23 protein-coding genes and 1 pseudogene are annotated in these 26,744 nt (G+C 43.9%); 22 read left to right on the top strand and 2 right to left on the bottom strand.

The features are described from left to right. Positions 1-142 precede the first annotated feature (142 nt). The 7 genes from VHA_RS16980 to purF all read left to right on the top strand — a co-directional run bounded on the left by VHA_RS16980 (position 143) and on the right by purF (position 10,128). Complete coding sequence (locus tag VHA_RS16980; protein ID WP_040529166.1) at positions 143-3,943, top strand: FimV/HubP family polar landmark protein; 3,801 nt, start codon at positions 143-145, stop codon at positions 3,941-3,943. A gap of 155 nt (positions 3,944-4,098) precedes the next feature. Beyond that, positions 4,099-4,893, top strand: coding sequence for a tRNA pseudouridine(38-40) synthase TruA (gene truA, locus VHA_RS16975; protein ID WP_005506561.1), 795 nt, complete (start codon positions 4,099-4,101; stop codon positions 4,891-4,893). Positions 4,894-5,118: 225 nt separating this feature from the next. After that, positions 5,119-6,042 carry an acetyl-CoA carboxylase, carboxyltransferase subunit beta gene (gene accD / locus VHA_RS16970; RefSeq protein WP_005506559.1) on the top strand — a complete coding sequence of 308 codons (924 nt, stop codon included), beginning with the start codon at positions 5,119-5,121 and terminating at the stop codon, positions 6,040-6,042. 117 nt (positions 6,043-6,159) lie between these two features. Further along, positions 6,160-7,428, top strand: a complete 1,269-nt coding sequence (gene folC, locus VHA_RS16965; RefSeq protein WP_005506557.1) for a bifunctional tetrahydrofolate synthase/dihydrofolate synthase — start codon at positions 6,160-6,162, stop codon at positions 7,426-7,428. Positions 7,429-7,430: 2 nt separating this feature from the next. Further along, on the top strand, positions 7,431-7,976 hold the full coding sequence (locus VHA_RS16960; protein WP_005506554.1) for an SPOR domain-containing protein: 546 nt from the start codon (positions 7,431-7,433) through the stop codon (positions 7,974-7,976). A gap of 63 nt (positions 7,977-8,039) precedes the next feature. After that, a complete protein-coding gene (cvpA, locus tag VHA_RS16955; protein WP_005506553.1) occupies positions 8,040-8,531 on the top strand; it encodes a colicin V production protein in 492 nt (163 codons plus the stop codon). 82 nt (positions 8,532-8,613) lie between these two features. Beyond that, entirely contained in the window at positions 8,614-10,128 is a 1,515-nt protein-coding gene (purF, locus tag VHA_RS16950; protein WP_005506551.1) for an amidophosphoribosyltransferase, read from the top strand. A 98-nt stretch (positions 10,129-10,226) separates the two neighbouring features. Here the strand turns inward: purF and VHA_RS16945 are convergent, their stop codons facing one another. Both VHA_RS16945 and VHA_RS16940 read right to left on the bottom strand, forming a co-directional pair. Further along, positions 10,227-10,826 carry a Yip1 family protein gene (locus tag VHA_RS16945; protein WP_005506549.1) on the bottom strand — a complete coding sequence of 200 codons (600 nt, stop codon included), beginning with the start codon at positions 10,824-10,826 and terminating at the stop codon, positions 10,227-10,229. 172 nt (positions 10,827-10,998) lie between these two features. Beyond that, entirely contained in the window at positions 10,999-11,895 is an 897-nt protein-coding gene (locus VHA_RS16940; RefSeq protein WP_005506548.1) for a LysR family transcriptional regulator, read from the bottom strand. A 298-nt stretch (positions 11,896-12,193) separates the two neighbouring features. Here VHA_RS16940 and VHA_RS16935 point away from each other — a divergent pair, with 298 nt between their 5' ends. From VHA_RS16935 to VHA_RS16865, 15 genes and pseudogenes are all read left to right on the top strand, one after another. Further along, positions 12,194-13,249, top strand: a complete 1,056-nt coding sequence (locus tag VHA_RS16935; RefSeq protein ID WP_040529324.1) for a response regulator — start codon at positions 12,194-12,196, stop codon at positions 13,247-13,249. A gap of 222 nt (positions 13,250-13,471) precedes the next feature. Next, positions 13,472-13,969, top strand: coding sequence for a transcription/translation regulatory transformer protein RfaH (rfaH, locus tag VHA_RS16930; protein ID WP_005506544.1), 498 nt, complete (start codon positions 13,472-13,474; stop codon positions 13,967-13,969). Between the two features lie 366 nt (positions 13,970-14,335). Then, a complete protein-coding gene (gene tagD, locus VHA_RS16925) occupies positions 14,336-14,800 on the top strand; it encodes a glycerol-3-phosphate cytidylyltransferase (protein WP_040529163.1) in 465 nt (154 codons plus the stop codon). Positions 14,801-14,815: 15 nt separating this feature from the next. Continuing rightward, positions 14,816-15,829 (top strand): UDP-N-acetylglucosamine 4,6-dehydratase (inverting), encoded by a 1,014-nt coding sequence (gene pseB, locus VHA_RS16920; protein ID WP_005506533.1) that lies wholly within the window; start codon positions 14,816-14,818, stop codon positions 15,827-15,829. An 8-nt stretch (positions 15,830-15,837) separates the two neighbouring features. Then, positions 15,838-16,998 (top strand): UDP-4-amino-4,6-dideoxy-N-acetyl-beta-L-altrosamine transaminase, encoded by a 1,161-nt coding sequence (gene pseC / locus VHA_RS16915; RefSeq protein WP_005506531.1) that lies wholly within the window; start codon positions 15,838-15,840, stop codon positions 16,996-16,998. 3 nt (positions 16,999-17,001) lie between these two features. Next, the gene (gene pseF, locus VHA_RS16910; RefSeq protein ID WP_005506530.1) at positions 17,002-17,691 is read left to right on the top strand and encodes a pseudaminic acid cytidylyltransferase; all 690 of its coding nucleotides are present in this window, start codon (positions 17,002-17,004) and stop codon (positions 17,689-17,691) included. Positions 17,692-17,698: 7 nt separating this feature from the next. After that, positions 17,699-19,207, top strand: coding sequence for a UDP-2,4-diacetamido-2,4,6-trideoxy-beta-L-altropyranose hydrolase (pseG, locus tag VHA_RS16905; RefSeq protein WP_005506529.1), 1,509 nt, complete (start codon positions 17,699-17,701; stop codon positions 19,205-19,207). Next, positions 19,207-20,253: a pseudaminic acid synthase gene (pseI, locus tag VHA_RS16900; RefSeq protein WP_005506527.1), complete on the top strand. Its 1,047-nt coding sequence runs from the start codon at positions 19,207-19,209 to the stop codon at positions 20,251-20,253. Before pseG ends, pseI begins: the two co-directional genes overlap by 1 nt. 247 nt (positions 20,254-20,500) lie before the next feature. Continuing rightward, a pseudogene (locus tag VHA_RS18775) lies at positions 20,501-21,827 on the top strand (IS5 family transposase). 221 nt (positions 21,828-22,048) lie between these two features. After that, complete coding sequence (locus VHA_RS16890; RefSeq protein WP_005506523.1) at positions 22,049-23,116, top strand: hydroxymethylglutaryl-CoA lyase-like TIM-barrel protein; 1,068 nt, start codon at positions 22,049-22,051, stop codon at positions 23,114-23,116. Next, a complete protein-coding gene (locus tag VHA_RS16885) occupies positions 23,113-24,480 on the top strand; it encodes a class I adenylate-forming enzyme family protein (protein WP_005506521.1) in 1,368 nt (455 codons plus the stop codon). Before VHA_RS16890 ends, VHA_RS16885 begins: the two co-directional genes overlap by 4 nt. Next, positions 24,474-25,100 (top strand): hypothetical protein, encoded by a 627-nt coding sequence (locus VHA_RS16880; RefSeq protein ID WP_040529161.1) that lies wholly within the window; start codon positions 24,474-24,476, stop codon positions 25,098-25,100. Before VHA_RS16885 ends, VHA_RS16880 begins: the two co-directional genes overlap by 7 nt. Further along, positions 25,087-25,749 (top strand): cyclase family protein, encoded by a 663-nt coding sequence (locus VHA_RS16875; RefSeq protein ID WP_040529159.1) that lies wholly within the window; start codon positions 25,087-25,089, stop codon positions 25,747-25,749. Before VHA_RS16880 ends, VHA_RS16875 begins: the two co-directional genes overlap by 14 nt. A gap of 3 nt (positions 25,750-25,752) precedes the next feature. After that, on the top strand, positions 25,753-25,986 hold the full coding sequence (locus VHA_RS16870) for an acyl carrier protein (protein ID WP_040529158.1): 234 nt from the start codon (positions 25,753-25,755) through the stop codon (positions 25,984-25,986). 3 nt (positions 25,987-25,989) lie between these two features. Further along, positions 25,990-26,676 (top strand): AAC(3) family N-acetyltransferase, encoded by a 687-nt coding sequence (locus tag VHA_RS16865; protein WP_040529157.1) that lies wholly within the window; start codon positions 25,990-25,992, stop codon positions 26,674-26,676. Positions 26,677-26,744 lie beyond the last annotated feature (68 nt).

Raw genomic sequence — 26,744 nt, 5'->3', positions numbered from 1 at the left:
ACTACAGTTTTCAGCTGGGCTTCCGATATAGTTAGGGAAATAACCAGTAATATCAATCGCAGCAGGTGGTTAACGCCTTGCCCCCATCATTTCAACGGGTAAAAGAAGTGCTGTGATTGCGAGTTTTTTCTGCCATAGGGGAATGCGGGCAGTGTCTGACCCAGATTTTTATAACGCGATAAAGCGAACTCTCTTATCCACCTTCTCGGGCTGTCGTCTCGGCAAAACCCTTGTTGTCTCGTCATTATTACTGAGCCTTGGTGCGACATTCTCTGCGCAATCCGCTATCCGCATTCTTGGTCCTGTGGAAGAATCCCCGCCTCCGAGCGCGGCTGAGCGTTTGGCGCCCCAGTCCGCTGTTCAACGTTCCACGGTGAACCGCCGCCAAACCGTCGGTCCCACACGTGACTTTGATACCCTGTGGTCTATCGCCACCCGCTACCAACCTAACAACGGTGTCACCGTTTACCAGACGTTAGGCGCCATTTTCCGCCTTAACCCGACTGCTTTTGAAGATAACAATATTCACGGGCTGATCCCTGGCAGCACACTGCAAATGCCGACACTCACGGAAATCCGCCGTGAAAGCACCGACGATGTAGCAAGCCGGTTGCAGATAGATAAGGCCCGTAAAGAAGCACAGCGTATTGCCAACCAGCCGCTGAGCCAGCAGGTTCAGGCACCGGCTGTGACACCAAAACCTGCACCCAAGCCTCTGCCTGAAACGGCTATGGCAGAACCTGAAAAGCCGCAAACAGCCGATACTATGGCTGAGAATAAGCCAATGGCGGAGAAGGAGAAGGCCGCGCCTTCTGCGGATAGGGCGGGTACTCCTGAAAAACCGACCATGGATGCGGTACAGGAGCAAATCAATGAATCGGATTTGCAAATGGGCAAGCTGGTTGAAAGCAACCACATCCTGAAGATCCGCCTGGCAGAAGTGCAAAATGAACTGGTGGCACTTAAAGACCAAATGTCTGCGGATGAAGACCTGACAGAAGAGATCCGACAGTTTCTCGATATGCAGCGTATGCGTCAGGAACAGATGGAAATCAAAGAGCCTTCATTCTTTGAATCACTGATGGCAAGCCCCCTGATGCTTGCAACCATGGCCATTATTCCCGCGCTACTGGTCATTGGTGCAGCCGCCTTCTTTATTATGCGTCGGCGTAAAGAGGAAGACATGGATGTCAAAGAACCGGAAGGGCTGGATGGCGAAATGCCAGAGGTACCAGTAGCCACAGTGGCTGATGTCGAAGATGAAACTGACGATCTGATACTGGAAGACGATGAGCTTGAGGTCACTGATGAGACTGACGCTGATGAATTGTTCGGTGATGATCTATCGGGCTCAGATCTTGATGATATTAACCTTTCCGATTCGTTCGAATTGTCGGAAGAGAATACCCAGGACACCCAGGCAGAAGACGATCATACATCAAGCTTGGATGTTGATTTGGATGATGATTTTGACATCAGTACAGATCTGGATGTTGAGGCCAGCGCTGATGGCGCAATTGGCCTGAAAGACATGGAGTTAGCGCTCGATGAGATGTCTTCGCAGTCTGAAGCGCCCGAACTCAGTCCGGACGAAGCCCTTGCAGCAATGTGGGAACAATCCCTGGGCGGTGATAGCAATGAAGACGTTGACGATATCGATGCACTTTTGAATGCGGAACAATCCGGGGATGCCGGTGAACCTGAGACGGGGCAAGAACCGGACACCGAACCTGAGTCAACCGCTGAGCCTGAGCCCGTTGCGGAAAATGACAGCGAACCGGAAACGAACGAAGCCCTGTTTGATAACGTGCTGAATGATGAGCCAGAAGTGGACTTATCACAGGATATCGATCTCTCTGATGATGATATCGATGACCTGATTGGTAATGCGCACGCTGACAGTGCCAGTGACAACATTGAGGCTGACGACGATGAAGTGGTTACAGATCCGGACGCCTTGCTTGATGAAATGCTCGACGACAATCTTCTCGAAGAAGACGCTCAGCTTCTTGACGCGGATGAACCAAGCGGGCTGGCGGATTTATCGCCGGAAAGCGAGGACACCGAGGATCTGTCACAGACGGATGCCTTGTTGGATGAGCTGATCAGCGATGATGGTCTTGACCCACTTGATGAGAGTGCACTGCTTGATGAAACCCTTGATGACGACGACCTGCTGGGTGACATGTTGGCCGAAACACAGGAAGACGAGGTTGACTTGGGTGAAACCGATGTGCTTCTTGACGAGTTGGTTGATGACGGTGACGACCTCAATGACGAAAGTGCATTACTCGATGACGTCGCCGACGATGACCTGCTCAGCGAAGATCTGATCGGTTTTGACAACGCACTTGATATTGATGCCAGCGAAGAGTCAGTGACAGAGCCTGTCGGTGATCTTGCCAACGTAGAAGCAGAAGAAGAGGCAGACCAGACAGCTGCCGCGCAAGAGACAGCTCTTCAAGAGCCGGCACAAGCAATGGGCGAGGATGACACAGGCTCAATGGAAGCGCTCGATGCCCTGGTTGAAGACTCGGCACCACCGGAGAACAAACTAACGCCTGAAGCCTCAGAATCAGAGTTAGAGCTGCTTGATGACGTGCTTGAACAGGATGACATTGACGGCGTGCGCGATGGGGAGACTGAAACTGCTGCTGAAGATGTACCTGTCGAAGAGCCTGATGCCACACAAGAAGATATGGATCTTCTGGACAGCCTGCTTGATGAAAGGGCTGAACCAGAAGCGCTGTCAAATGAAGATGCGTTGGATACGCCGGTTCAACCGGATGAGCTTGAAGCAGAGGCAGAGCAGGAAGGGGAACAGCCACTGGATCTCTCGTCGTTGCCAGAGTACGACGAGGAAGCCGCGCTGGCTGACAGTGAAGGCGAGCCTGAGCCTGCCAGTGACGAACGGCCAGAAGAGGACGATGATGATGCGCCGCTGGATTTGGAAAACTTGCCCGAGTTTACTGAAGAAGATGCTGCCAGTGAGTATGACATCGAGCTGTCCCAGACCGATGACACAGACGTTGTTGAACTTGATGGGGCACAAGATGATGAGAGACAAGAAAGTGCCGAAGAACCCCAAGAACCCTCTGCCGAAGATGAGCCGGTAGAAGAGCAACCGGAGGCATTTTCAGCCACCGAGAATAACACTCTGGCGTTTCCGAATGTTGACCCTATCAGTCTGGATGAGCTGGGTGAGTTTGATGAAGATGCTGCATTGGGTGCAGCCCTGGAAGAGCAGCGGGAGTTAGAGGAATTTAGCAAGGGTGAAGACGTTACCCAACCATCGGCACCGGTTTCACAGGCGCCATACCGCGCTGCTGAGCTTGATGACCTGGCGCAGATGGAAGATGACGACCATCAGGTCGCCGGGCTTAACATGGAAGCGTTGCTTTCTGAAGATCGGGAAGAGGCGCCCGCAGGGCTTGGTGATTTTGAAACCGAAGAGCCCGACATTCCGGAAGAGGAAAGTGATGTCTGGCGTGCAGAGCAGGCACCGGAGCCAGAGCTGGAAAGCGAAGATTGGTCAGAACAGCCGGAAGTGCTGGGCGATGAGATCAAATCCATGGATCTGGAAGGCGATTTGGATGGCCTGTTGGATGATGTTGAAAGTGAACTGGTTGAAGAAAGCGAGCTGAAAGAGGACTACATCAGTATCGATGAGCTGATGAAAGATGATGGCGAGCCCCAGGAAGATCCAGATTCCATGAAAATGGATTTGGATGTCGGGCTGGAAGACTTCCCGGATGTCCTGAGTGATATCCAGCCTGCGGATGTTGACAGCGCCGGTGAAGCGGCAACCAACATGGACTTGGCGAAAGCGTATCTGGAGATGAATGACATTGATGGCGCTATCCAGCTTCTTGAAAAGGTGATGCAGGGCAACGATCCAAACCTGAAAGAAGAAGCCAGAAAGATGATTGAGAACCTGAACTGATCTCCATCATCAGGAAAGCAAAACGACAATAGCGGGTTATCCCGCTATTGTTTTATCCGGGGGATTATGCAGAGGCTCGGCGGGATACTGCCTCTACCCGGAATTTGGGTATATAATGCGCCGCCTTAGTTAACCAGCAAGACAGAGAAAACACGATGAGAATTGCCCTGGGTGTGGAATACGATGGTTCCCAGTTTTACGGCTGGCAGCGTCAGCGTGAGGTGCCAAGCGTTCAGGAACACCTTGAAAAAGCCCTGTCCAAAATCGCCAATCAACCGGTCGAAGTGCAATGTGCTGGCAGAACCGATGCTGGCGTGCATGGCACGGGCCAGGTGGTGCATTTCGATATCGAAGGTTCAAGGCCATTGCGTGCCTGGACCATGGGGGTGAATACCCACTTGCCTGATACTATTGCAGTGCGTTGGGCCAAAGAAGTGCCTGATGAATTTCACGCCCGCTTCTCTGCCACGGCGCGCCGTTATCGCTATATCATCTATAATCATGCGTTACGCCCGGGTATTCTTCGCCATGGTGTCAGTCATTATCACGGTGAGCTGGATGAAACCCTGATGCACGAGGCAGGGCAGTACCTGCTGGGCGAGAACGACTTTACCTCTTTCCGGGCGGTGCAATGCCAGTCTAAGAGCCCGTGGCGTAATGTGCACCATATCAATGTGACTCGTCAGGGACGTTTTGTGATCATTGATATCAAGGCCAATGCTTTTGTTCACCATATGGTGCGGAACATCACAGGCAGCTTGATTGTGGTTGGCCGCAAAGAGCAAAAGCCTGAATGGATAAAATGGCTGCTAGAAGCGAAAGATCGCAATCTGGCCGCGGCAACAGCCAAGGCGGAAGGGCTTTATTTGGTCGAGGTGGAGTATCCGCCAGCGTTTGAATTGCCCTCTTCGCCGGTTGGGCCACTGTTTCTGCCAGATGAACAGCTTTAAGGAAAACTTGTCTTCTTGTTACAGAACAAGGGAGACAGAAATTAGACAATCAATAGGTAGTACCAGTTTTTTGTCCAAAGTCTTAACAAGTTGTGTTTTAATTCTCCGTTGAATTCGTAGATATCCAGGCCACTTGCCCACTGATGCCGAATGCGCGTTCATGATGAACGGAACAGTGCACAGTTATGTTGTAAGCGGCGAGTGTTCCAATTGAAAAGGTCGTTCATGAGCTGGCTTGAAAAAATTCTGACAAAAAGCAACATCGGTTCTTCACGTAAGGCATCTATTCCAGAAGGCGTCTGGACCAAATGTTCATCCTGTGAGCAGGTGCTGTACCACGCCGAACTTGAGCGTAACCTGCATGTGTGTCCTAAATGTGACCATCACATGCGTATGACGGCGCGTAAGCGTCTGGACACCTTCCTTGATGAAGCCAACCGCGTTGAAATCGGTGATGAGCTTGAGCCGAAAGATTTGCTCAAGTTCCGTGATTCGAAAAAATACAAAGACCGTCTCTCCGCCGCACAAAAGTCAAGTGGCGAGAAGGATGCCCTCATCGTGATGAAAGGAGAGCTATTGGGAATCCCGGTAGTGGCTGCGTCGTTTGAGTTCACCTTTATGGGCGGCTCAATGGGGGCGGTGGTTGGTGCACGCTTTGTGAGAGCGGTTGACGCGGCCATTGAAAATAACTGTGGTTTGGTGTGTTTCTCTGCCAGTGGCGGTGCCCGTATGCAGGAAGCGCTGATGTCGTTAATGCAGATGGCAAAAACCAGTGCGGCACTTGAGCGCCTTTCTGCCAAAGGTTTACCGTTTATTTCTGTCCTGACGGATCCCACTTTTGGTGGCGTAACAGCAAGTTTTGCGATGTTGGGCGACATCAATATCGGTGAACCCAAGGCATTAATCGGTTTCGCAGGCCAGCGTGTTATCGAGCAAACTGTGCGTGAGAAACTGCCGGAAGGCTTTCAGCGAAGTGAGTTTCTGCTTGAGCACGGTGCGATTGACATGATTGTCGATCGCCGTGAAATGCGTCAGCGTATCGCAAGTTTGCTGGCGAAGATGACCCATCATGAATCACCGCTGGTGGTGTCGGTTGACAAGCCGTTGGAAGGTGAAGTGATTGAAGCTCAACCGGTAGAAAAAGAGTAGGTGGAATGTTCACCTGCATGTCACATCAAAAGAGCGCCTTATGGCGCTCTTTGTCTTTTAGCTGATATGATTGGACCCAACTATCGCATGGTATAGAAAACACAGAAAGAAGACGGAATGTCAAAACTTGTTACGCCAGGCGCGACAGCGCCATTGACTGCATGGCTGCAGTATTTAGAGTCGTTGCATACCAGTGCCATTGATTTAGGGCTGGATCGCGTCTCTCTGATTGCCAATAAAGGTAAGCTCACCAAACCAGCGCCCAAAGTGATTACGGTGGCAGGGACCAACGGTAAAGGTTCCACGTGTGCCATCATTGAAAGCATTCTTCTCAACGCTGGATACAAGGTCGGTGTATACAGCTCTCCTCATCTTGTTCGCTACAATGAACGTGTGCGTATTAACGGGCAGGAACTGGATGATGAGCGTCACACAGAAGCCTTTGCTGCTATCGAGGCACTTCGTGGCAACACCAGCCTGAGCTTTTTTGAGTTTGGTACGCTGGCTGCGCTTTGGTTGTTTCTCGATAACAAGGTCGATGTGGTAGTGCTGGAAGTAGGGCTGGGTGGCCGTTTGGATGCGACGAATGTGGTTGACCATGATGTGTCGGTGATCACCAGCCTGGCAATAGATCATGTGGACTGGTTGGGCGATGACATCGAAGTCATTGGTTTTGAAAAAGCGGGTATTTTCCGAAGTGGTAAACCAGCAGTCTGTGGTCAGCCTGAGCCCCCGGCGAGTGTCGCGGCCCATGCCGACGACATTGGTGCCAACCTGCATCAGGTCGGGTATCAGTTCCATTATGAAAAACAAGGCGATGTGTGGCACTGGCATTGTGGTGCGTTTGATCTGTGTGGCTTACCGATACCTAACTTACCATTGCCGAATGCCGCTACGGCGTTGATGGCGCTTGGGTTATCGGAGTTGACTGTTACTGATGAGCATATTGTTGATGGGTTGTCGTCCGTCAAACTGGCAGGGCGTATGGAGTGTGTATCAAAATCCCCCCTGATTCTGATGGATGTGGCGCACAATCCACATTCTGCCGCGTATCTGGCCACTCAGCTCAATGTGTTGAAAGCGGAAAAAAACGGCAAAGTTCACGCCGTTGTTGCTATGCTCCATGACAAAGATATTGCCGCGACAATCGAGGTGATGAAACCAGTCGTCGACCATTGGTATCCGGCCTCGTTGAGAGGCCCGCGCGCCGCACCGTGGACGCAAATCACTGCGTATCTGCCAACGGGCATTGAAGGTTTTGAGTCTCCGACACAGGCGTTTCAGGCGGCGCAGGCAGCCTTGGCGTGGCAGGGAGATATCCTGATTGTTTTTGGTTCATTCCATACCGTCGGTGAAATCGCCGATTACCTCAGTAAAGAGGAGTAATTGTGGCAACCCAGTTTCAAAACCGACTCGTCGGTACCCTTATTCTGGTGTCTCTCGGGGTTATCTTCTTGCCGGATGTCTTTGACGGTGAGAAGGCACATTATGAAGAGAGTTACCAGGCTATTCCTCTTCGTGAAAATGTTGACGATGCTGTGTTTGCTCAGCCAGTCAAAGCGCCGGAAAAAGTGGAGAGTTTTCTGCCGTCTGAACCGGTTGCGGTGACCATTGACGGCGATAATGGCTCCAGTGAATTGGAAACAGCGACACAAACAGTTACACCACCGAAAGAAGGCTACAGTGATTCAGCCTGGATCATCCGTCTCGGAACGTTTCGTAACATTGAGAATGCGAAAAACCTGGTCGCGACACTTCGTAGCAAAGGATATGCTGCTCAATTAATGCCAAGGGACATTAAAGAAGGTGATCTGGCGCGAGTGGAAGTCGGGCCGGATGTCTCCAAAGAAAAGCTTGAGTCGATGACGGCAGATTTGGAGTCTTTGACAGGTTTGAAAGGCCAACTGCTTAGATTTAACCCACTCAACCCATAAGAAAACGTTTGCGTCGTCATTTTTTCTGTTAAAATGCGCGCGAATCGCTCAGATGATTAAGCAATGAATTGGATAGATTATCTCATTATTGGCGTGATCGGCTTTTCTGCTCTGATTAGTTTGGTCCGTGGATTTGTTAAAGAAGCACTGTCACTGGTGATCTGGTTTGGCGCCTTCTTTGTTGCAAGCAACTTTTACCCGCAACTGGCGGCTTATTTTACTAACATTCATGATGACATGATTCGTAATGGTGCGGCGATAGCGGCACTGTTTATTGCGACCTTGATTGTTGGTGCGGTTGTTAACTATGTGATTGGCCAGTTAGTACAAAAAACAGGTCTTTCAGGTACAGATCGCGTGTTAGGGGTTGTTTTTGGGGGAATACGGGGCGTTTTAATCGTTGCTGCCTTACTGTTTTTCCTCGATGCATTTACGGGCGTTGCCAACAGCCCAGAGTGGAAGCAATCACAGTTAATCCCTAAATTTGGGGTAGTGATTGAGTGGTTTTTTACATATTTGGAGCAAAGCTCCAGCTTTCTGCCTAAGGTGATCTAACGTTTTTCCGGCGGCATTCAGACTGGCGGAGAAACCTGTGACGTTTCCTGGGCTCAATTTTGCGTTACAAGGAACAGCATACATGTGTGGGATTGTTGGGATCGTGGGTGAGACCCCGGTTAATCAGTCGATTTACGATGCATTGACAGTACTTCAGCACCGAGGTCAGGATGCAGCTGGGATAGTCACTATTGACGATAACCGTTTTCGTCTGAGGAAAGCGAACGGTTTGGTGAAGGATGTTTTCCAGCTTAAACACATGCAAAGGCTACAGGGTACAGTGGGTATCGGACACGTTCGATACCCTACTGCAGGCAGTTCAAGTGCCTCGGAGGCACAGCCATTTTATGTTAACTCACCTTACGGTATTACGTTGGCACACAATGGTAATCTTACCAATGCCAATGCGCTTCGTGAGTCGTTATTTGCCCATGACCGCCGCCACCTCAACACCACTTCCGATTCAGAAATACTTCTCAATGTCCTTGCGCACCAAATTGATAAAGCTGCTTCCCATCCACTGACCGAAGAAGATGTGTTTCAAGCCGTTCGTGCAGTGCACCAGGAAGTCAAAGGGGGCTATGCGGCGGTGGCAATGATTATCGGCCATGGTTTGATCGCCTTCCGCGACCCGAACGGTATTCGCCCGTTATGTTTGGGCAAACGCAACGTAAATGGCCGCGAAGAGTATATGGTGGCCTCTGAGTCAGTGGCTTTGGATGCCGTGGGTTTTGACTTCGTGCGTGATGTGGCACCAGGCGAAGCCATTTACATCACGTTTAACGGTCAGTTATTTACCCGCCAGTGCGCGGATAATCCCATTTTGTCTCCCTGTATTTTTGAATTTGTTTACTTTGCCCGCCCTGATTCTTTCATTGATAAAGTGTCGGTGTATGGTGCACGGGTAAAAATGGGCCAGAAGTTGGGGGCGAAAATTCGTCGTGAGTGGGACGATCTGGATATTGATGTGGTTATCCCTATTCCAGAGACCTCTTGCGATATTGCCCTGGAGATCGCCCAGGTACTGGATAAACCTTATCGTCAAGGTTTTGTGAAAAACCGTTATGTTGGCCGCACCTTCATCATGCCGGGCCAACATCTACGCCGTAAATCAGTACGCCGTAAACTGAACGCAATTCGTTCGGAATTCAAAGACAAGTCTGTACTGTTGGTGGATGACTCTATTGTACGCGGTACGACATCAGAGCAGATTGTTGAAATGGCACGGGAAGCGGGAGCCAAGCGTGTGTACATGGCATCTGCTGCACCGGAAATCCGTTTCCCGAATGTATATGGTATTGACATGCCAAGCGCCAATGAGCTGATCGCCCACGGTCGTGAAGTGGATGAAATTTGTAAGACCATCGGCGCCGATGGCCTGATCTTTCAAGATTTAAACGATCTGGAGGATGCGGTCCGTGAAGGCAATCCGGATATCAAACGTTTCGAGAGTTCGGTATTCAGTGGTGACTATGTGACCGGTGATATCAATCAGGAATATCTGGAATACCTGTCAAGCCTGCGAAATGATGAGGCCAAGGCGTTGCGTGAGCAGCAGCAAGAATTAGCAAACCTTGAGATTTATAACGAGAGTTAACCTCGATATAAGGGGATACTGCTTTTATGCACAAAAAACGCAGCCAACGAGCTGCGTTTTTTGTGTTTGCTAAAAAGCACGTGCACATTTAAAAACAGTTATTGGACGAACATCGGGCCGAAACCCACATTCCACATGATCACCGAACTGGCAATAATCGCTACCAGTAAAACCAGCCCACAGGTTACTACCGAACTGGCGTAAATAAAGCCACGCTCTTCGGGAATATGCATGATAATTGGTACGCCAGTGTAAAGTAGATACACTGAGTAGGCGATACCCAATAGCCCAACAAGCATGACAAACCACACTACCGGATACAATGCTGCTAATCCAACCATAAAGATGGGGGTCGCAGTATAAGCTGCCAACTCCAATGCCTGCGTATAGGTTGGGGTTGAGCCAAAAGTGCGGCTCATCCAGAGTGTCAGGTAAGCCAGTGCCATCACACCAGTGATAAGGGCGAAGTACATGGCGAAGGCGATGATGATTGCACTTTGTTGTGTCAGAAAAATGGGGTCACCTACGCCGATTTGCCAACCGATATGTACGCTTGAATAGTATGCACAAAGGGGAGGGATAAGCGCCATGATAGCAGCATGCCCTAAACTGCTCAGTGCTCCTTCATGGCGATCGTCAATATTTTTCCATTCTTCTTTTGGATGTGTATAGAGGCCGAACAGATGTCCCAGAACCATAAGTCGCTCCTTCCAGTCGCGGTCACCAGCATTATGTATCCAACAACAATCAGACGTCGATCGTGTTGTTACATACTAATAACATTTAGTGCTGCAATATGCAGTTCGCAAGTTTTCATTGCGAAATGTGTGACAGCTTGTAATCACTTATCGAAACTGGGACACAGGGTGATCAACATCCCTCTTCCTTATTGGGAGAATGAAAATAACGCATCGAAAAGTCGATAAATACACGAAGCTTTGCAGGCAGGTGGGTTTTGTCGTGATACATCAGGAAGATATCCCTTGGCTCGGTGGTCCAGTCAGGCAGGATTTGTTGCAATTCACCAGATTGAATGTCTTTTTGTACCAGCACATCAGGGATTAACGCGATCCCCAATCCATCTTTTGCTGCTGCCCTCACAACCCTGAGCTCTGATGCTTCGAAGCGTCCTTGGTCTGAAAGACAAAGCTGTTCGCCACTCTCGTTTGATAAACGCCAGCGCATCAGGGGCCAGCCTTTGAGCAGCGCGTGTTTGGACAAATCTGTTGCATCGGTGATCGGGGCATGAGATGCAATGTATTCCGGACTGGCAACCAGAATATCCCGCACAGTGTGGAGCCGCCTCGCTATCATGGTGGAATCACGTTGAGGGCCTATCTTGAAAAAAGCGTGGCGATCATCAAGGTGGGAGGGCGTGGTATCACTGAATAAAGACAGATCCAGCTTGATATCAGGATAGGCGTTGAGAAATGCACTCAACATCGGTTGTAGCATTTTCATGGCAATGTTTGAGGGAGCAGCAAGTCTCAACGTACCCGATGTGCCATGGCAGCACTCCGACAAGCTCTCCGTAGCTTCCAATAACTGTTCAAGAAGTGGTGAACACGTATCGTAAAAGCTTTGTCCCGCTTCCGTGAGTGCCAGTTTACGTGCATCACGATGTAGTAACTTTATTTGGATATCTTCTTCAAGTGCCTGAATACGGCGGGTCAGTGTTGCGACAGGAATGCCTGTTTTTTTTGATGCCTGTGTGTAACTACCATTCTCGACAATTAGCCGAAAGAGATTCAGATCATCTAATTTCATTGGGTTTCACGATGTTGCGAGAGTCTTCACCAAAAAGCGGTATTTTAACTATTTGAAGTTAACAGGTGTTGAATTTCGTTGTCTTATGTCAATAAGTAGGGAGCTTGAAGTCGGTTGACTGTGTCAGAAAGCAGAAAATATATGAAATATTTTCTTTTCTGGATACAGAAAGTTAAGCCCTTCTAAGGCAACTATTGTGTGTTTGCAGCAACCTGGCCCTGATTTTCAAACTATTCTATTAGGAGCTAACGCGCTCCCGTTCAGCGTCAGCAGCCCAAAGGAAACAGGAGAACATAAAGTGTTAGAAGGAAAAGAGGTTCTCATTGTTGAAGATGATCCTATTTTTAGCCGGATTATCAGTCACTTTCTTCGTAAGGAAGGGTGCACAGTAAGAGAAGCTGAAAACGGCCTTGACGGACTAAAGGCTTTGCGGGAGGGAATTCCTGACCTCTTGCTAAGTGATCTTTCTATGCCTGTAATGACAGGGTTGGAATTTGTTGAAGAAGTCAGCATGGAATACCCGATGTTGCCAGTGATAGTAATTTCCGGCACGGGGGGGATGGCTGATGTTGCCCAAGCTCTACGCTTTGGAGTGAAAGACTTCCTGATAAAACCCATTGAGGACGTTATGGTAGTCAAATCTGCCATCCTATCCGTTCTTGAAGAAAATGATGGTGGAGTGAGTAGCGATGCAGATTTCTCTCAGCAATGGTTTAAGGTGTCCCAAGATGGCGATCAACCATTGACAGAAGAATTGAAATGGCACCTGGAAGACTTATTGGATAACCCAGGCAACGCCAGAGATCTATTGATGGGACTGATGCCAGAGCAAGATTCGCAACAAGGTGATTGGCGGTTGTCTTATCACTCACTGCAATCTGCCGATATCAGTCCCATTGTGCTTGATTATACTTGGATGATGGACGGTAAGATGGCGTTTTACATGGTCGACAGTGCCTCTGCCGGTGAAAACGGCACAGCGACGACTTTAATGATCCGCGCTTTCTTCAACGAATACCTTCGTTCACAAATTGCTGATGAAAAAGGATTCATTCATCTTGTTCATCAAATCGAATATGCGATAAAGCGCTCTACGTATGCCAGTCCAATTCGCGCCATGTTTGGTATTTTAAATGCGTCGGACAATCAGCTGGATGTGTTGTCAGCGGGGTTAAATGCGGTGGTCGATGGAACGGGAAAAGCCGTGATTGTAAAAAATAACAACCTGCTTGGTATCGACGCCGCTAGCATACGTTTCCAGACAATTGATTTATCGGGCGGAAGTGTACGGGTATCACTGAGTGAGATTGGATTGACGAGTTTTAGTTTAGACATCCAAAGATTGGACGCCTAATCCCTCGCGTTATCATGTCGAAACCGCCCATCCGGGCGGTTTCTATTTTCTGCTCAAAAAGCAAACAATTATGCAGTGAAACTATGATGCAGTGCAGACTATTTGCCTTGTTAAAGGGAGAGGGTGTTGCTGCTGAAAGGCGAGCCGAATATACTCATTAGTTGCATTTCAAAGACGTTGTAACAACTGGCTAGCGAAAGAAATCAACGAGGACAAATTTTAATGGATCCATGGTATCTGCTCTATTGCAAACGCAGCGAGCAACAACGCGCAGAGCAGCACCTAAAACGACAGGGCGTCGATTGCTATTATCCACAAGTGATGGTGGAAAAAATCCGTCGTGGCAAGCGCTCCAGCGAGTTGGAACCGCTCTTCCCTAATTACGTCTTTGCCTCATTCGATCCTGAAAAAATCTCCTTTACGACTGTGCGTTCTACTCGTGGCGTTGTTGATTTTGTTAGACAAGGCCTGATGCCAACAGTCGTTCCTGCCGAACTTATCACTCACTTGATGGCACATGAAGACAGTGATGAGCAGCGCGAAGCATTAAGTGATGTATTCAAACCTGGTGACCAAGTGGAAGTGCTATCAGGTCTATTCGAGGGAACCGAAGCCATTTACAAGGAAGCGGATGGCGAGCTGCGCTCAATTCTATTGATCAATCTCATCAGTCGTCAGGTTGAAGTCTCTACAGAAAATAAAGTCATCCGTAAGAAATAGCAGTATTGAACATCGATACTATCGCGTGTTTTGGGAACGAGACCTAGGGGCGGTAGCGTGATTGATGGATTTAGATCAAAGAAGGAACTTTGACAGATATCACAACGCTTGATGGCCAATGTTTTAATTACTTATATTTTCAATCCTACACTAAATAGCTAACCCTAATAGTGTTACATCGGTTATGGTCTATTAAATTACAAGGCTTTACGGCAATGTGATTCAAGATCAGTTGCAGCACATGCTGCCAGCTAAAAGCGACAATACCTGAGCAAAGTGCCTGCCAGAGCCTGAGATCTACAATTAGGAACAGTTATTTAGATCATGATTTAAATTTCCTCAACTAGTTTGTCATGGAGTTGTCCATTGAAAACAGTAATAACTTACGGAACATTCGACTTGTTTCATGTAGGGCATATCCGGCTTTTAAAAAGGCTTAGTGAGCTTGGAGACAAGCTTATTGTAGGGATATCTTCTGATAGTTTTAATGAACTTAAAGGAAAGAAATCTTTTTTTTCCTATGAAGAAAGAGCAGAAATTGTGGCTGCTTGTAAATATGTTGATGAAGTTTTTCCTGAGAATTATTGGGAGCAAAAGCTTGAGGATATAAAAAAATATGATGCTAGTGTTTTCGCTATGGGAAGTGATTGGAAAGGGAAGTTTGATTACTTGTCAGATTTCTGTGAGGTAATTTACCTTCCACGCTCAGAGGATATTTCCACGACACAAATCAAGAAAACATTATCATCGATGAATAGAAATGAGTTAGAGAAGATTGAGCGTTCTCTTCATGATGTGATTGAAATTGTAAAAACGATGTCGCAAGACTAAAATTGAGAATTTAATATGCTGAGCAATAAAAATGTACTTATTACAGGTGGCACGGGATCTTTCGGTAAACAATTCATTAAAACTATTTTGAGACAATACTCAAAAGTGAAAAAGATTATTATCTTTTCACGTGACGAACTGAAGCAGTCTGAGTTAAAACAACAGTACCCTATAAATGAATATCCACAGCTTCGTTTCTTTATCGGGGATGTGCGCGACAAGCAGCGTCTCATTCAGGCCTGTGAAGGTGTTGACGTCATTATACACGCCGCCGCGATCAAGCAAGTTGATACCGCAGAATATAATCCAACAGAGTGTATCAGAACTAATGTTGATGGTGCTGAGAACGTTATACATGCAGCACTTCAATGTGGTGTAAAAGACGTTGTTGCACTTTCTACAGATAAAGCCTGTGCCCCAATCAATCTATACGGTGCAACAAAGCTCGTTTCGGATAAACTCTTCACAGCCGCGAATAATATTAAAGGCTCAAAGGATATTCGCTTTAGTGTTGTTCGCTATGGTAACGTTATGGGCTCACGTGGGTCAGTGATTCCCTTTTTCCTTAATAAACGTGCAGAGGGGAACTTACCAATTACTCACAAAGATATGACTCGATTTAATATTTCACTGCAAGATGGTGTTAATATGGTGATGTATGCACTTAAACATCATCTTGGAGGAGAAATTTTTGTTCCAAAAATTCCCTCATATAAAATTTTGGATGTTGCAACAGCGATAGCTCCTGAATGTGAGATTAAGATTGTCGGTATTCGTCCAGGCGAAAAATTACACGAAGAAATGATCACTGATACCGATTCTTTAAATACTATTGACTTAGGCAAGTACTATGCGATTTTGCCATCAGTTTCATTCACCTACACAGAGTCGGAATATTTGGCTCACCATAAAGCAGAAAAAGTGCCATTTGGGTTTAAGTACAATTCTGGTACTAACACAGAGTGGGAGACCGTCGAAAGTTTAAGGTCTCTGGTTCGTGAACATGTTGATCCGAATTTTACTGTGTGAGATGAAAAGTGATCCCTTACGGCAAACAAGATATTACGCAGCAAGATATTGATAGCGTTGTAGAGGTATTGAAATCTGATTTTTTGACCCAAGGACCGAAAGTTCCTGAGTTTGAAAAGACTATCATAGATCATACGGGTGCAAAATATGCGCTCGCAGTGAACAGTGCTACCTCAGCGCTACATATCGCTTGTATAGCATTGGATTTAGGCCAGGGTGATTGGCTATGGACTTCACCTATTACGTTTGTTGCTTCTGCGAATTGTGGGCTTTACTGCGGTGCAAAGATTGATTTCGTTGATATTGATGAAGCTACTTACAATATGTGCCCCAAAAAGCTGGAAGAAAAGTTAATCAAAGCGAAAGCTAATGGGACATTGCCGAAAATTGTAGTGCCAGTACATTTGTGCGGTCAGCCATGTGACATGCAAGCGATCGGAAAGTTGGCGAAAGAATATGGATTCAAAGTTATTGAGGATGCTTCTCATGCGATCGGTGGCAAATACCATGATAAGCCAATAGGAAACTGTGAATATTCAGATATCACTGTATTCAGCTTTCACCCAGTTAAGATAGTAACAACAGCGGAAGGTGGTGCAGTTGTTACAAACAACAAAGCACTCGCAGATAAGATGGCGCTTCTGAGAAGTCATGGTATCACTCGTGATCCGGAACAGATGGAGGAGGAAAGCCATGGAGGTTGGTACTACCAACAAATTGCCCTTGGTTTTAATTACCGTATGACTGAATTACAAGCTGCGTTGGGCATCACCCAAATGCAGCGTTTGGAGCAGTTTATCGAAGCAAGACATCGTTTGGCTGCACGATACAACGACCTATTGAAAAAGCTTCCAGTTGTACTGCCTTATCAGTTAGAAAACACTTACTCCGGATTACATTTATACGTCATCTGTTTAGAGCTGGATAAAATATCCCTTACTCATAAAGAAGTGTTTGAGAATCTTCGAGAAAAAGGTATTGGTGTTAATTTACATTACATTCCAGTTCATACTCAACCTTATTACAAAAAGATGGGGTTTAGTGAAAATGATTTCCCTGAATCTGTAAGGTATTACCGAACAGCTATTTCTTTGCCGATGTTTCATGCCATGACCAATGAGCAGCAGGATGAAGTGATTCGTACTTTGTCCGATGTACTGAAAGGTTAATGTATGAATATTGCAATTATTCCTGCCCGGGGAGGCAGTAAGCGAATCCCCCGAAAAAATATCAAGCTTTTTCATGGTAAGCCGATGATTGCATACTCTATCGAAGCTGCTCTGCACGCGGACTGTTTTGATAAAGTTGTCGTCTCGACTGACGATAATGAAATCGCTGAAGTAGCGAAACAGTTTGGGGCTGAAGTGCCATTTATGCGTCCAAAAAATATTTCTGATGACCATGCAACAACGATGGACGTCATGCATCATGCTGTTTCGTGGTATCAAAAACAAGGGGTGGCATTAAATGCCGTTTGTTGTCTTTACGCAACAGCCCCATTCGTGACCGGTGAGTATCTAAAAAAAGGGTACGATCGTTTGATACAGACCAATGCTGAGTTTGTATTCAGTGCAGCGACATTTGCGTTCCCTATTCAGAGGGCGATTAAGCTGAACTCTGAAGGATGCGTCAATATGTTCTCTCCAGAACATGAATCGGCAAGATCCCAAGATTTGGAAGAGGCATATCATGATGCTGGCCAATTCTATTGGGGAAAAGCAGATGCTTTCCTACAGCGTAAAAGAATCTTTGCGCAACATTCAAAAATAGTTTTATTGCCAAGAAATTGTGTACAAGATATCGATACTATTGAAGATTGGCACTTTGCGGAAGCTTTGTTTTCCCTTTTGGAAAAAAGGTAGGTAGCGTATGCAAATTGTTATACGCGCAGATGCGTCATTCGATATAGGTAGTGGCCATATTATGCGTTGTTTGGTTTTAGCGGATGCATTAAAGCGAAAAGGGCACCAAGTGTCGTTTGCATGTCAGCCATTGCCTGGAGATTTAATTTCTTACATTAAAAAGCGTGGTCACCAGGTCACTGAACTTAACGGAGCACGGGAATCGCAACGAGCTGAAAATATTCCAGAGGGCTATCAGTCTTGGCTACAACGTTCTCAATTAGATGACGTTACGGACTTTTTGGCACGTGTATCTCACGCGGATGTTGTCGTTACAGATCACTATGCCATAGCTGAAGAATGGCAAAGTGTTGCCAGAGAAGCTTTAGGATGCAAAGTTATTGCGATTGATGATCTGGTGCGCAGCCATAATGCTGAAATCATCATTGATCAGACGTTGGGACGAAAGGCAAGTGAATACAAAAATGCAGCAGTGGTATTAGCAGGCAGTGAATTTGCGTTATTGGCCTCAATGTTTGCGAAAAAACGCGAAATGGTATTGGATGGTCATCAACTGCAATCTCCTATTAATGTACTGGTGTCGATGGGGGGAGTAGATGTACCGAACGCGACTTTGCAAATCCTTAACGTACTTATTGACCAAGAAGATATTTTTATTACGGTTCTGCTGAGCTCGCGAGCCCCACATTATCAAGAGGTTGTCCAATGGACTGCTCAATATGACAATGTTGTTCATCATGACTTCACTGAGAATATTGCTGATTTGATGCAATTAAATGATATAGCCATTGGTGCACCTGGGACAACAAGCTGGGAGCGGGCATGTTTGGGGCTCCCTAGCGTAGTCATCCCACTCGCGGATAATCAAAAAACAAACTGTGAAAAGCTGGTTCATCAAGGTGCAGTGGAGGCAGTTCAGCTAAACGCAATTCAAACTGAGTTACTACCAGCCTTTAATAAGATTAAACAGAATTGGTTGAAATATCGTGATGCTAACTTAGCAATATGCGATGGGCTTGGTACAAACCGTGTTGTAGAGAGTATAGAGAGAATATTTTGCTCAGAAGATGATCACAGCATTGAATTACGACGAGCGAATGAGAATGATATTCCCATTGTCTATCAGTGGCAATGCCATCCTGAAACGCGTAAGTATGCACTAAATCCAGAAAGACCTTCCTGGGATGAGCATGAAAAATGGATGCGAAAAAAACTTACTTGCATTCAAAACTACTTCTACATAATAACTTTTTCAAAAAACCAAAAACCGGTTGGGGCATTGCGACTTGACCGAATATCAACGACAAATTATCTCATCTCTATTTTCATAGATCCCGACCATTACGGAAAAGGTATTGCACAGATGTCGTTGGCTAGAATTGATGCGATACATAAAAATATAACAATCCACGCTACAGTATTGAAAAATAATCTGGCATCACAACAGTTGTTCTTAAAAGCCGGTTATGATCGATGCTCAGAAGAAACGTTTATTAGAAAAAATGGGGTTAAATGATGAAACCATTTATTACTATAAATGGCCGTAAAATCGGCCCAGATTATCCGCCTTATATCATTGCAGAGCTGTCAGCGAATCACAACGGTGATATTAACCGTGCTTATCAGATTATGGAAGAGGCCAAGAAAGCTGGTGCGGATGCTATTAAACTTCAGACATATACCCATGACACAATTACAATAGATTGTGATACGGAAGACTTTCAAATTCGCGGTGGGCTTTGGGATGGGCAAACACTCTACCACTTATATAAAAATGCTCATATGCCTTGGGATTGGCACAAACCTCTTTTCGAAAAAGCCAAAGAGCTTGATATCACGATTTTTAGTTCACCTTTTGATTTTACAGCAGTCGACCTCCTAGAAGAATTAAAATCACCTGCTTATAAAATCGCATCATTCGAACTGATTGATTTGCCACTTATCAAACGGGTAGCGCAAACAGGAAAGCCGATGATCATGTCTACTGGCATGGCAAACGAGAGAGAAATAGAAGAAGCAATTCAAATGGCGAGGGATAATGGCTGTCAGGAACTGGTCGTCTTGCATTGTGTGAGTGGATATCCAGCTCCAGCAGAGCAGTATAATCTAAGAACAATTGCTGATATGAGTAAGCGTTTTGGTGTACTGGCAGGGCTTTCTGATCACACAATTGATAATGTGACTGCTTTGGCTTCTGTGGCGTTGGGTGCGTGCCTGATTGAAAAACACGTGACAATGGACAGAAATGGTGGTGGTGTAGATGATAGCTTCTCACTTGAGCCCAATGAACTTACTGAACTATGTCGTGATACGAAGATAGCTTGGAGCACTTTGGGTAAAGTTAATTATGAAAGAACAAAAGCAGAAAAAAATAATGTGAATTTTAGGCGCTCCTTATATGTTGTTCAAGATATTAAACAAGGGGAAATTTTTGATGCCAATAATATAAGAAGTATTCGTCCAGGATTTGGTTTAGCACCAAGATATTATGAGGTTGTACTTGGGAAAAAAGCGGTTTGTGATCTTAAAGCTGGTACTGCATTGAAAGTTGAACATTTCTGAAAAATATAATTTGTTATACTATGATTTTATTGTTAATGGTTTATTTCATGATGCTGCCATATAGATATATAAATTCGATTGGTTGGATGATGTTTTCTTGGATGGGAAAATAATTAGTTTTAATTTTTTCTATCTTTTTTCTGTATAACTTAACCATATGATTCTACTCTAGTAGATAAGTTGAATACATTTTGAAACTATCGGTATTGCACAAGTAATAAATATATTTCTTGTTTGGGTGACGAAAATGAAACCGAAAACGCCTGAACTGACAGAACATGACCTCTTCCGCCTTGAATTGGTCAACATGATTAACCTGAGGCACGAGCTGGTGAAACTGGCTGGATTGATTGACTAGTAGCAATCACTCAATGTTGCCTTCGAGCCTTTATATCAGGAAGGGCAACCTGGTAACAGCATACGATTAATGTGTGGGCTCCATTACCTCAAACATGTCTATGTCCTGTCCGATGAGGACGTCTGTGCCCGATGGGTAGAAAACTCCTATTGTCAGTACGTTTGCGGCAATGTGTATTTTGAGCATCAGTTCCCGATAAATCCCTCGTCAATGACCCGCTTTCGCCAACGTCTCGATGAAGAGTGGGCAAAGCGTTGCTTCAACTGATTGTTGATGCCGGTGTGAAGACCGAAACCGTCAAGCCATCGAGTTTTAAACAGGTGGTGGTTGATGCCACAGTGATGGAAAAGGCCGTCGCGTTTCCCACCGATGCCAAGCTGTTGAAACGGTGTCGTGGACATCTGGCCAAACTCACTCAGAAGCAAGGTATTGGTCTTCGCCAAATCTATGCGTGATTAGATAAGCGTGCCCTTTTGAAAGTCGGGCTCTACGGTCATGCCCGGCAGTTCAAACGAATGCATCGGGAGGTCAAACGGCGTAAGACCTATTTGGGTGGGCTGACCCGGGATATCCAGCGCCAATCGGTTAAACATACTCATCTACCCCCGTTTTTGAAGAGAAACTGGGTCAGGCGGAGCGCCTTCTCACACAAGGGAAAACAGGCAAAAACAAGTTGTACCGTCTGCACGCGCCGGAAGTTGAGTGTATCGCCAAAGTCAAGGCGCACAAGAACTATGAGTTTAGAGTGAAGGAGGAGATTGTCACCACGCTGAAGGAGCAATTTGTGTTATGTAGTCAGGCGTTCCCTGGTCGCCCTTATGATGGTCATACATTGTTTCGCAGTCTGGGAGAAGCCTCTCGGCAGGCAGAAAAGGTCTTGGTTGATCGAGATTACCGGGGCTATCTGAAGCAGGGAGATGACTGCTTTACCATTCACATAGCAGGTCAAAAGAGAGGCTTGACGGTGCATGAGAAACAAAAGCCTAAACGACGAAATGCGACAGAGCCGCACATTGGGCACATGAAGACAGACGATCTATTAGGAGGAAACTCCCTACTGGGTGAGTTGGGCGATGCCATCAACGCCGTACTTTGTAGTGCAGGGCAGAACCTGAGAATGTTCCTTAAGAAGCTGCGGCGTCTTTGGGTCGGGATTGTAGCGCAGATAATGAGCCATCGAAGACCTGTTATCAGACAAGGGTACTATTGCTGCTAAGCAAGCGCGGCTGTCTGAAGAAAATGGAAGCAGATATATCAGCTTCCTTATTTTTTCTTGAGTCTTTACGATAAAAACGGCTTTTTCAGGGGAAATAATTATTAATTATATTTTCTTAGTAATCTGGTGTGATTAGAAAATTAATAATACATCCAATAGGTTAGATTTATTTAAAATCGAAACTTATAAAATAATTTACAATTTAAACTTAAGAGCATCTTATGAAAAATATCCCAACAATACTTGAATGTACCCTTCGTGATGGCAGCTATGAAATTGATTTTCAATTTTCTAAAAAACAAACCTCTGATATATGTAAAGCACTTGATACTGCTGGCTTTGAGTTGATAGAAGTAGGACATGGAGTAGGTCTTGGGGCATCAGAGAAAAATATTGGAGTTGCTCTAGAAACAGACGAAGTTTATATGGAAGCTGCTGCTAATAATGTGAAAAATGGTAAGTGGGGGATGTTTGCAATCCCTGGTATTGCTGAAAAACATCACCTAGATATTGCATCAGATTATGATATGGATTTTATACGTATTGGTTCAACAATTGAAGATTTTCCTAAGAGTTCGGAGTTCATAGATAAAGCTAAGTCACTAAGTATGATGACTTGTGTTAACTTTATGAAATCATATACATCGAAACCAGAAAAGTTAGCTATAGCTTCATCTGCCGCGTTTGAAATGGGTGTAGATGTTGTTTACGTAGTTGATTCTGCTGGGGGGATGCTTCCTAACGAAGTCAAGAATTATGTGGAAGCAATAAAAGCGGAGAATACAAATGCAATCGTAGGTTTTCATGGGCATAACAACCTAGGCTTGGGTATTGGAAATGCACTGGCTGCTTTAAATGCTGGAGCCTCCATTATTGATACATCATTACAGGGATTCGGTAGAAGTGCAGGAAACACAACGACAGAACAAATGCTAGGGTGCCTAGCACGGATGGGGATCGAGGGAAAGATTGACCCAATAGTTGTTATGGATATTGGTGAAGAATTAATTAAACCATTAATTGAAAAACGTGGCCTAACTTCTTTAGATACTGTTTCTGGCATATCTTTATTCCACTCAAGTTACATGCCAACAATACATGATATGTCAGTAAAATATCGTGTTGATCCTAGGCTATTGATAGTGTCTGTCTGTTCGGAAGATATTGTGAACGCAAATGCTGAGTTAGTAGAAAAACACGCTAAACTAATCGCTGAAGAAAATAATAAGAAGGGGGCTTGGAAACCAAGCTATAAAAACTACTTTATAAATGAACAGGCATCCCTATGATACTAAATCTTACATTAAGAACACAGAATCCTGTCATTGAAACTGAAGAAGTAACTATCACTTATGAAGATTTAATGCATAGAATTGAATTTTATAGTGATGAATTTGACAAGTTAGGTTGGAATAAAGGAGATCGTATTTGTTTAAAGATAGATAATGATCTTGAATTTTTTTCCCTGATTTTGACTTGTTTTTGGAGGGGCATCATAGTTTGCCCTTTATCAGCCTCAGTAAATAAATCTTATGAAAAGATGATAATAAATATTTTTAATCCAAAAGCAATTGTAAATGAATTAGAATTATTTGGAAATTACTCAAAAGATAAAAAGGTTAAAAGTATTGCCCCATTTGATGAGAGCATAATGGAATTACCTGCTCTTGTTACATTTACTTCTGGGACAACAGGAGTTCCCAAAGGAGTCGTGCATAGCCTAGGTAATTTATTACGATCTGCTAACACATTTAATAATCATAACATGCTTGATGAACGTACACGAATGCTGAATGTTATGCCTAAGTATTACATGGCTGGTATACTTAATTCTTTCTTGTGTCCGTTACTAGCGGGTGGAACTATTGTATTAAACGAGACATTCACTGCTGCCAATGCTGCTACATTATTCAAGAGAATGAAAAAACATAATATTAATTATGCTTGGCTTAGCCCCTCAATGCTGCTGTTGAGTATAAAAATGTTGCGAGACGAAAGAGTAATAAATTGGGTTAGAAAAAACAATCCAACTCTATTTGTTGGAACCGCTCCATTACCTGAAAAGACAAAAAATATTGTAAAAGAAAAGTTAGGCATTGAAGTGCTAGAGAGCTATGGCACAAGTGAGCAACTGTTCATTGCATGTGCTAAGAAAGGAAGTGGTGATAGCTGCAATGTTGGACCTGTTTTAGATAACATTGAAGTAGAAATAGAAGAAAAAGATGGGTCTATAATAGTTAAATCACCTTGGTCAATGCTAGGTTATATAAATGCAGAAGGTTTAGGTCAAGATACTGGAGACTTGGGAATAATTAAGGACGGGTGTCTTGAAATTATTGGAAGAAAAAAAGATATCATAATAAAAGGTGGGCAAAATATATCTCCTGTATTTATTGAAGAAAATGCCCTAAAATGTAATGGGGTATTTGACGCTGCAGTTGTAGGTATTAATCATGATTTTTGGGGTGAAGTACCAATACTATTCATTATACCAGAAAAAGATTATGATAAAGAATTGTTATCTAGCCAGTTAAGATTATTACTCCCATTTGAATTATTTCCAGAGGAAATAATAACATTAACAGAGTTTCCTAAAACTGTGACTGGAAAAGTTATAAAAAGTGATTTAATTAAGAGTTTGAATTTATGTTAATTGGATTTTCACACCTGACATATAATTGTAGTAATGTAGATAAAAAAACAAGTGAGTTGGTAAATAAAGGATATAAAATTGATTTTGAAGAGAAAAATATTTCAAATAATGTTTTTAAAAAACCATTTTTAAGACACTATGCTCCAAATCATGATATTACACTATTAAAGCACAATGACGAGTACAGTATCGAATTAATTAATCATAATGTTATTGAATTTGATATTCAAGACAGAATTGAATATGGTAAAGATGTCATTGTTTTTGTAAATAACCAATATATAGAAAGAGAGCTTGAGTTTTGGGAGTTACTAGGTCTAACAGTAAATGGACACAAAATATCTCTAAAAAGACCAATAAAAAATTGGTGTCTGGAATTTAATATAATTAAAAGTAATGAAAAATTTAAAGAACAAAAACTTGACCTTAAAGGTATTACATCATTTGTTTTCATTGTTAAGAATATTACTGATTTAAAAGATAAAATAAAGTCTAAAGTTAAAGTGATAACAAATATATTTGATGTCTTCGTCAATAAAAAGAATCTTAACATTTGTTTTGTAGAGTCACCAAGTGGGCTAATAATTGAACTTATAGAGGTGCAAGATGAAAATAATTGATTTATCTATGACACTTGAAGAAGGAATGCAAACATTTTCTGCACACTGGCATCCGTTTTATGAATCTACCCAGCTTGGTAGACATGGGATAGAAAATCGAGAAACAAGAAAAATAGTTTTGGGTACACATACTGGAACTCACATTGATGCTCCGAGGCATTTTATTAATGATGGCGAAACAATAGAAAATATACCTCTTGATCATTTAAATGGTAAAGCTACGATAATTGACTGTACAATGTTTCCTGAAAAACATGAAATAACAAAAGATGAATTAATATACTTGTTGAATAATAAATGCCCTAAACGGTTGATAGCAAGATTTGATTGGGATTTAAAACTAAATACAAATAAATATTATATTAATCATGCTTTTTTTTCCGAAGATGCTTGTCAGTGGCTTGTTGATAACGATTGTATTCTCCTTGCCCTTGATACACCGCAACCAGATAATCCATTAAATGGAAGAGGAGCAGAAAAAGATGCTCCAAATCATAAAATTTTGCTGGGTGCTGGCACAGTAATAGTAGAATATTTGGTTGATATAAGAAAAATTGCATCTAAAGAGGTAATGCTCATCGTTGCACCATTAAAGATAAAGGACGGAGATGGTGCCCCTGCTAGATGTTTTGCAATTGAGGATATTTAATTAATGGACATAAAGGTTAAAGTGATCGATTGGTTTAAATCAGTATCCGGAAAAAAAGATTTTAGCTTGGAGTTGAATTATTTTGATCAAGATTTAATTGACTCATTCGATGTGATTTTATTAATGGAGTTTTGTGAAAGTGAGTTTGAAATACATTTTTCTGAAACTCAGTTTGAAGATCGAAGGTTTTCTACAATAAATGGATTATGTGAGATTATTGGAGAATTAAAGGAGTAAAAATTGAAGCATTGTTACACTAAAACTGACTTGAAAAATACCTTTAAACAAGTCGGTATTGAAAAAGGAGACTTGGTGTTTTGTCATACTAATGTAGGGTTTTTAGGAATGCCTGAAGGAGCAAAAAATAAGGAAGATGCTTTACAGATAATTCTGGATGCATTAATTCAAGTTATTGGTGAAGAAGAAGGGACTTTAGTCGTTCCTACATTTACTTACTCATTTTCAGAAAATACAGACTTTGATCCTGAAAATAGTAAGTCAAACTGCGGCATGTTTTCTGAGTATGTAAAAGACCTCCCAAATAGCATTAGAAATCATGATCCTTCAGTATCTGTAGCTGCCATAGGTCTATTAGCTAATGATATATGTGGAGAAACACAAGAAAATACCTATAGTGAGAAGGGAGTCTTTGGCAAGATGTTAAGAAGAAACGGCAAAATACTTAACATTAATTTTGATGCTGGGTCAACATTTCTTCACTATGTCGAAAGATCTTTAAATGTTCCTTATAGATATGATAAAACTTTCGTAGGAAAAATTATCATTAATGGAGTGACAAAAAAAGTAAGAAGCACAATATGGGTACGTAACCATAATATTGAAAATAGTGAAGCGTATTTTGGAGAATTTAATAAATTAGCTGTAAAAAAGGGACTTTATGTAAAGGAAAGGTGGGTAGGGGAATAATTGGATGTATATCCATGCATGATGCTTTTCATCTTGTAGAAAAAGAAATCGTTAAAAATCCTTGGCTG

It is taken from the genome of Grimontia hollisae CIP 101886, assembly GCF_000176515.1.
GTDB lineage: Bacteria > Pseudomonadota > Gammaproteobacteria > Enterobacterales > Vibrionaceae > Enterovibrio > Enterovibrio hollisae.
The sequence above is the reverse complement of the archived record's forward strand: the minus strand, read 5'-3'. Positions and strand labels throughout refer to the sequence as shown.

What these genes read in the sequence shown, in the direction of transcription:
- VHA_RS16875 (WP_040529159.1), top strand. Translation starts at nt 25,087, where the DNA reads ATGAAAATAATTGATTTATCTATGACACTTGAAGAAGGAATGCAAACA.
- rfaH (WP_005506544.1), top strand. Translation starts at nt 13,472, where the DNA reads ATGGATCCATGGTATCTGCTCTATTGCAAACGCAGCGAGCAACAACGC.
- VHA_RS16945 (WP_005506549.1), bottom strand. Translation starts at nt 10,826, where the DNA reads ATGGTTCTGGGACATCTGTTCGGCCTCTATACACATCCAAAAGAAGAA.
- pseF (WP_005506530.1), top strand. Translation starts at nt 17,002, where the DNA reads ATGAATATTGCAATTATTCCTGCCCGGGGAGGCAGTAAGCGAATCCCC.
- cvpA (WP_005506553.1), top strand. Translation starts at nt 8,040, where the DNA reads ATGAATTGGATAGATTATCTCATTATTGGCGTGATCGGCTTTTCTGCT.
- VHA_RS16890 (WP_005506523.1), top strand. Translation starts at nt 22,049, where the DNA reads ATGAAAAATATCCCAACAATACTTGAATGTACCCTTCGTGATGGCAGC.
- folC (WP_005506557.1), top strand. Translation starts at nt 6,160, where the DNA reads ATGTCAAAACTTGTTACGCCAGGCGCGACAGCGCCATTGACTGCATGG.
- truA (WP_005506561.1), top strand. Translation starts at nt 4,099, where the DNA reads ATGAGAATTGCCCTGGGTGTGGAATACGATGGTTCCCAGTTTTACGGC.
- VHA_RS16940 (WP_005506548.1), bottom strand. Translation starts at nt 11,895, where the DNA reads ATGAAATTAGATGATCTGAATCTCTTTCGGCTAATTGTCGAGAATGGT.
- VHA_RS16880 (WP_040529161.1), top strand. Translation starts at nt 24,474, where the DNA reads ATGTTAATTGGATTTTCACACCTGACATATAATTGTAGTAATGTAGAT.
- VHA_RS16885 (WP_005506521.1), top strand. Translation starts at nt 23,113, where the DNA reads ATGATACTAAATCTTACATTAAGAACACAGAATCCTGTCATTGAAACT.
- pseB (WP_005506533.1), top strand. Translation starts at nt 14,816, where the DNA reads ATGCTGAGCAATAAAAATGTACTTATTACAGGTGGCACGGGATCTTTC.
- purF (WP_005506551.1), top strand. Translation starts at nt 8,614, where the DNA reads ATGTGTGGGATTGTTGGGATCGTGGGTGAGACCCCGGTTAATCAGTCG.
- accD (WP_005506559.1), top strand. Translation starts at nt 5,119, where the DNA reads ATGAGCTGGCTTGAAAAAATTCTGACAAAAAGCAACATCGGTTCTTCA.
- pseI (WP_005506527.1), top strand. Translation starts at nt 19,207, where the DNA reads ATGAAACCATTTATTACTATAAATGGCCGTAAAATCGGCCCAGATTAT.
- VHA_RS16870 (WP_040529158.1), top strand. Translation starts at nt 25,753, where the DNA reads ATGGACATAAAGGTTAAAGTGATCGATTGGTTTAAATCAGTATCCGGA.
- pseG (WP_005506529.1), top strand. Translation starts at nt 17,699, where the DNA reads ATGCAAATTGTTATACGCGCAGATGCGTCATTCGATATAGGTAGTGGC.
- VHA_RS16980 (WP_040529166.1), top strand. Translation starts at nt 143, where the DNA reads ATGCGGGCAGTGTCTGACCCAGATTTTTATAACGCGATAAAGCGAACT.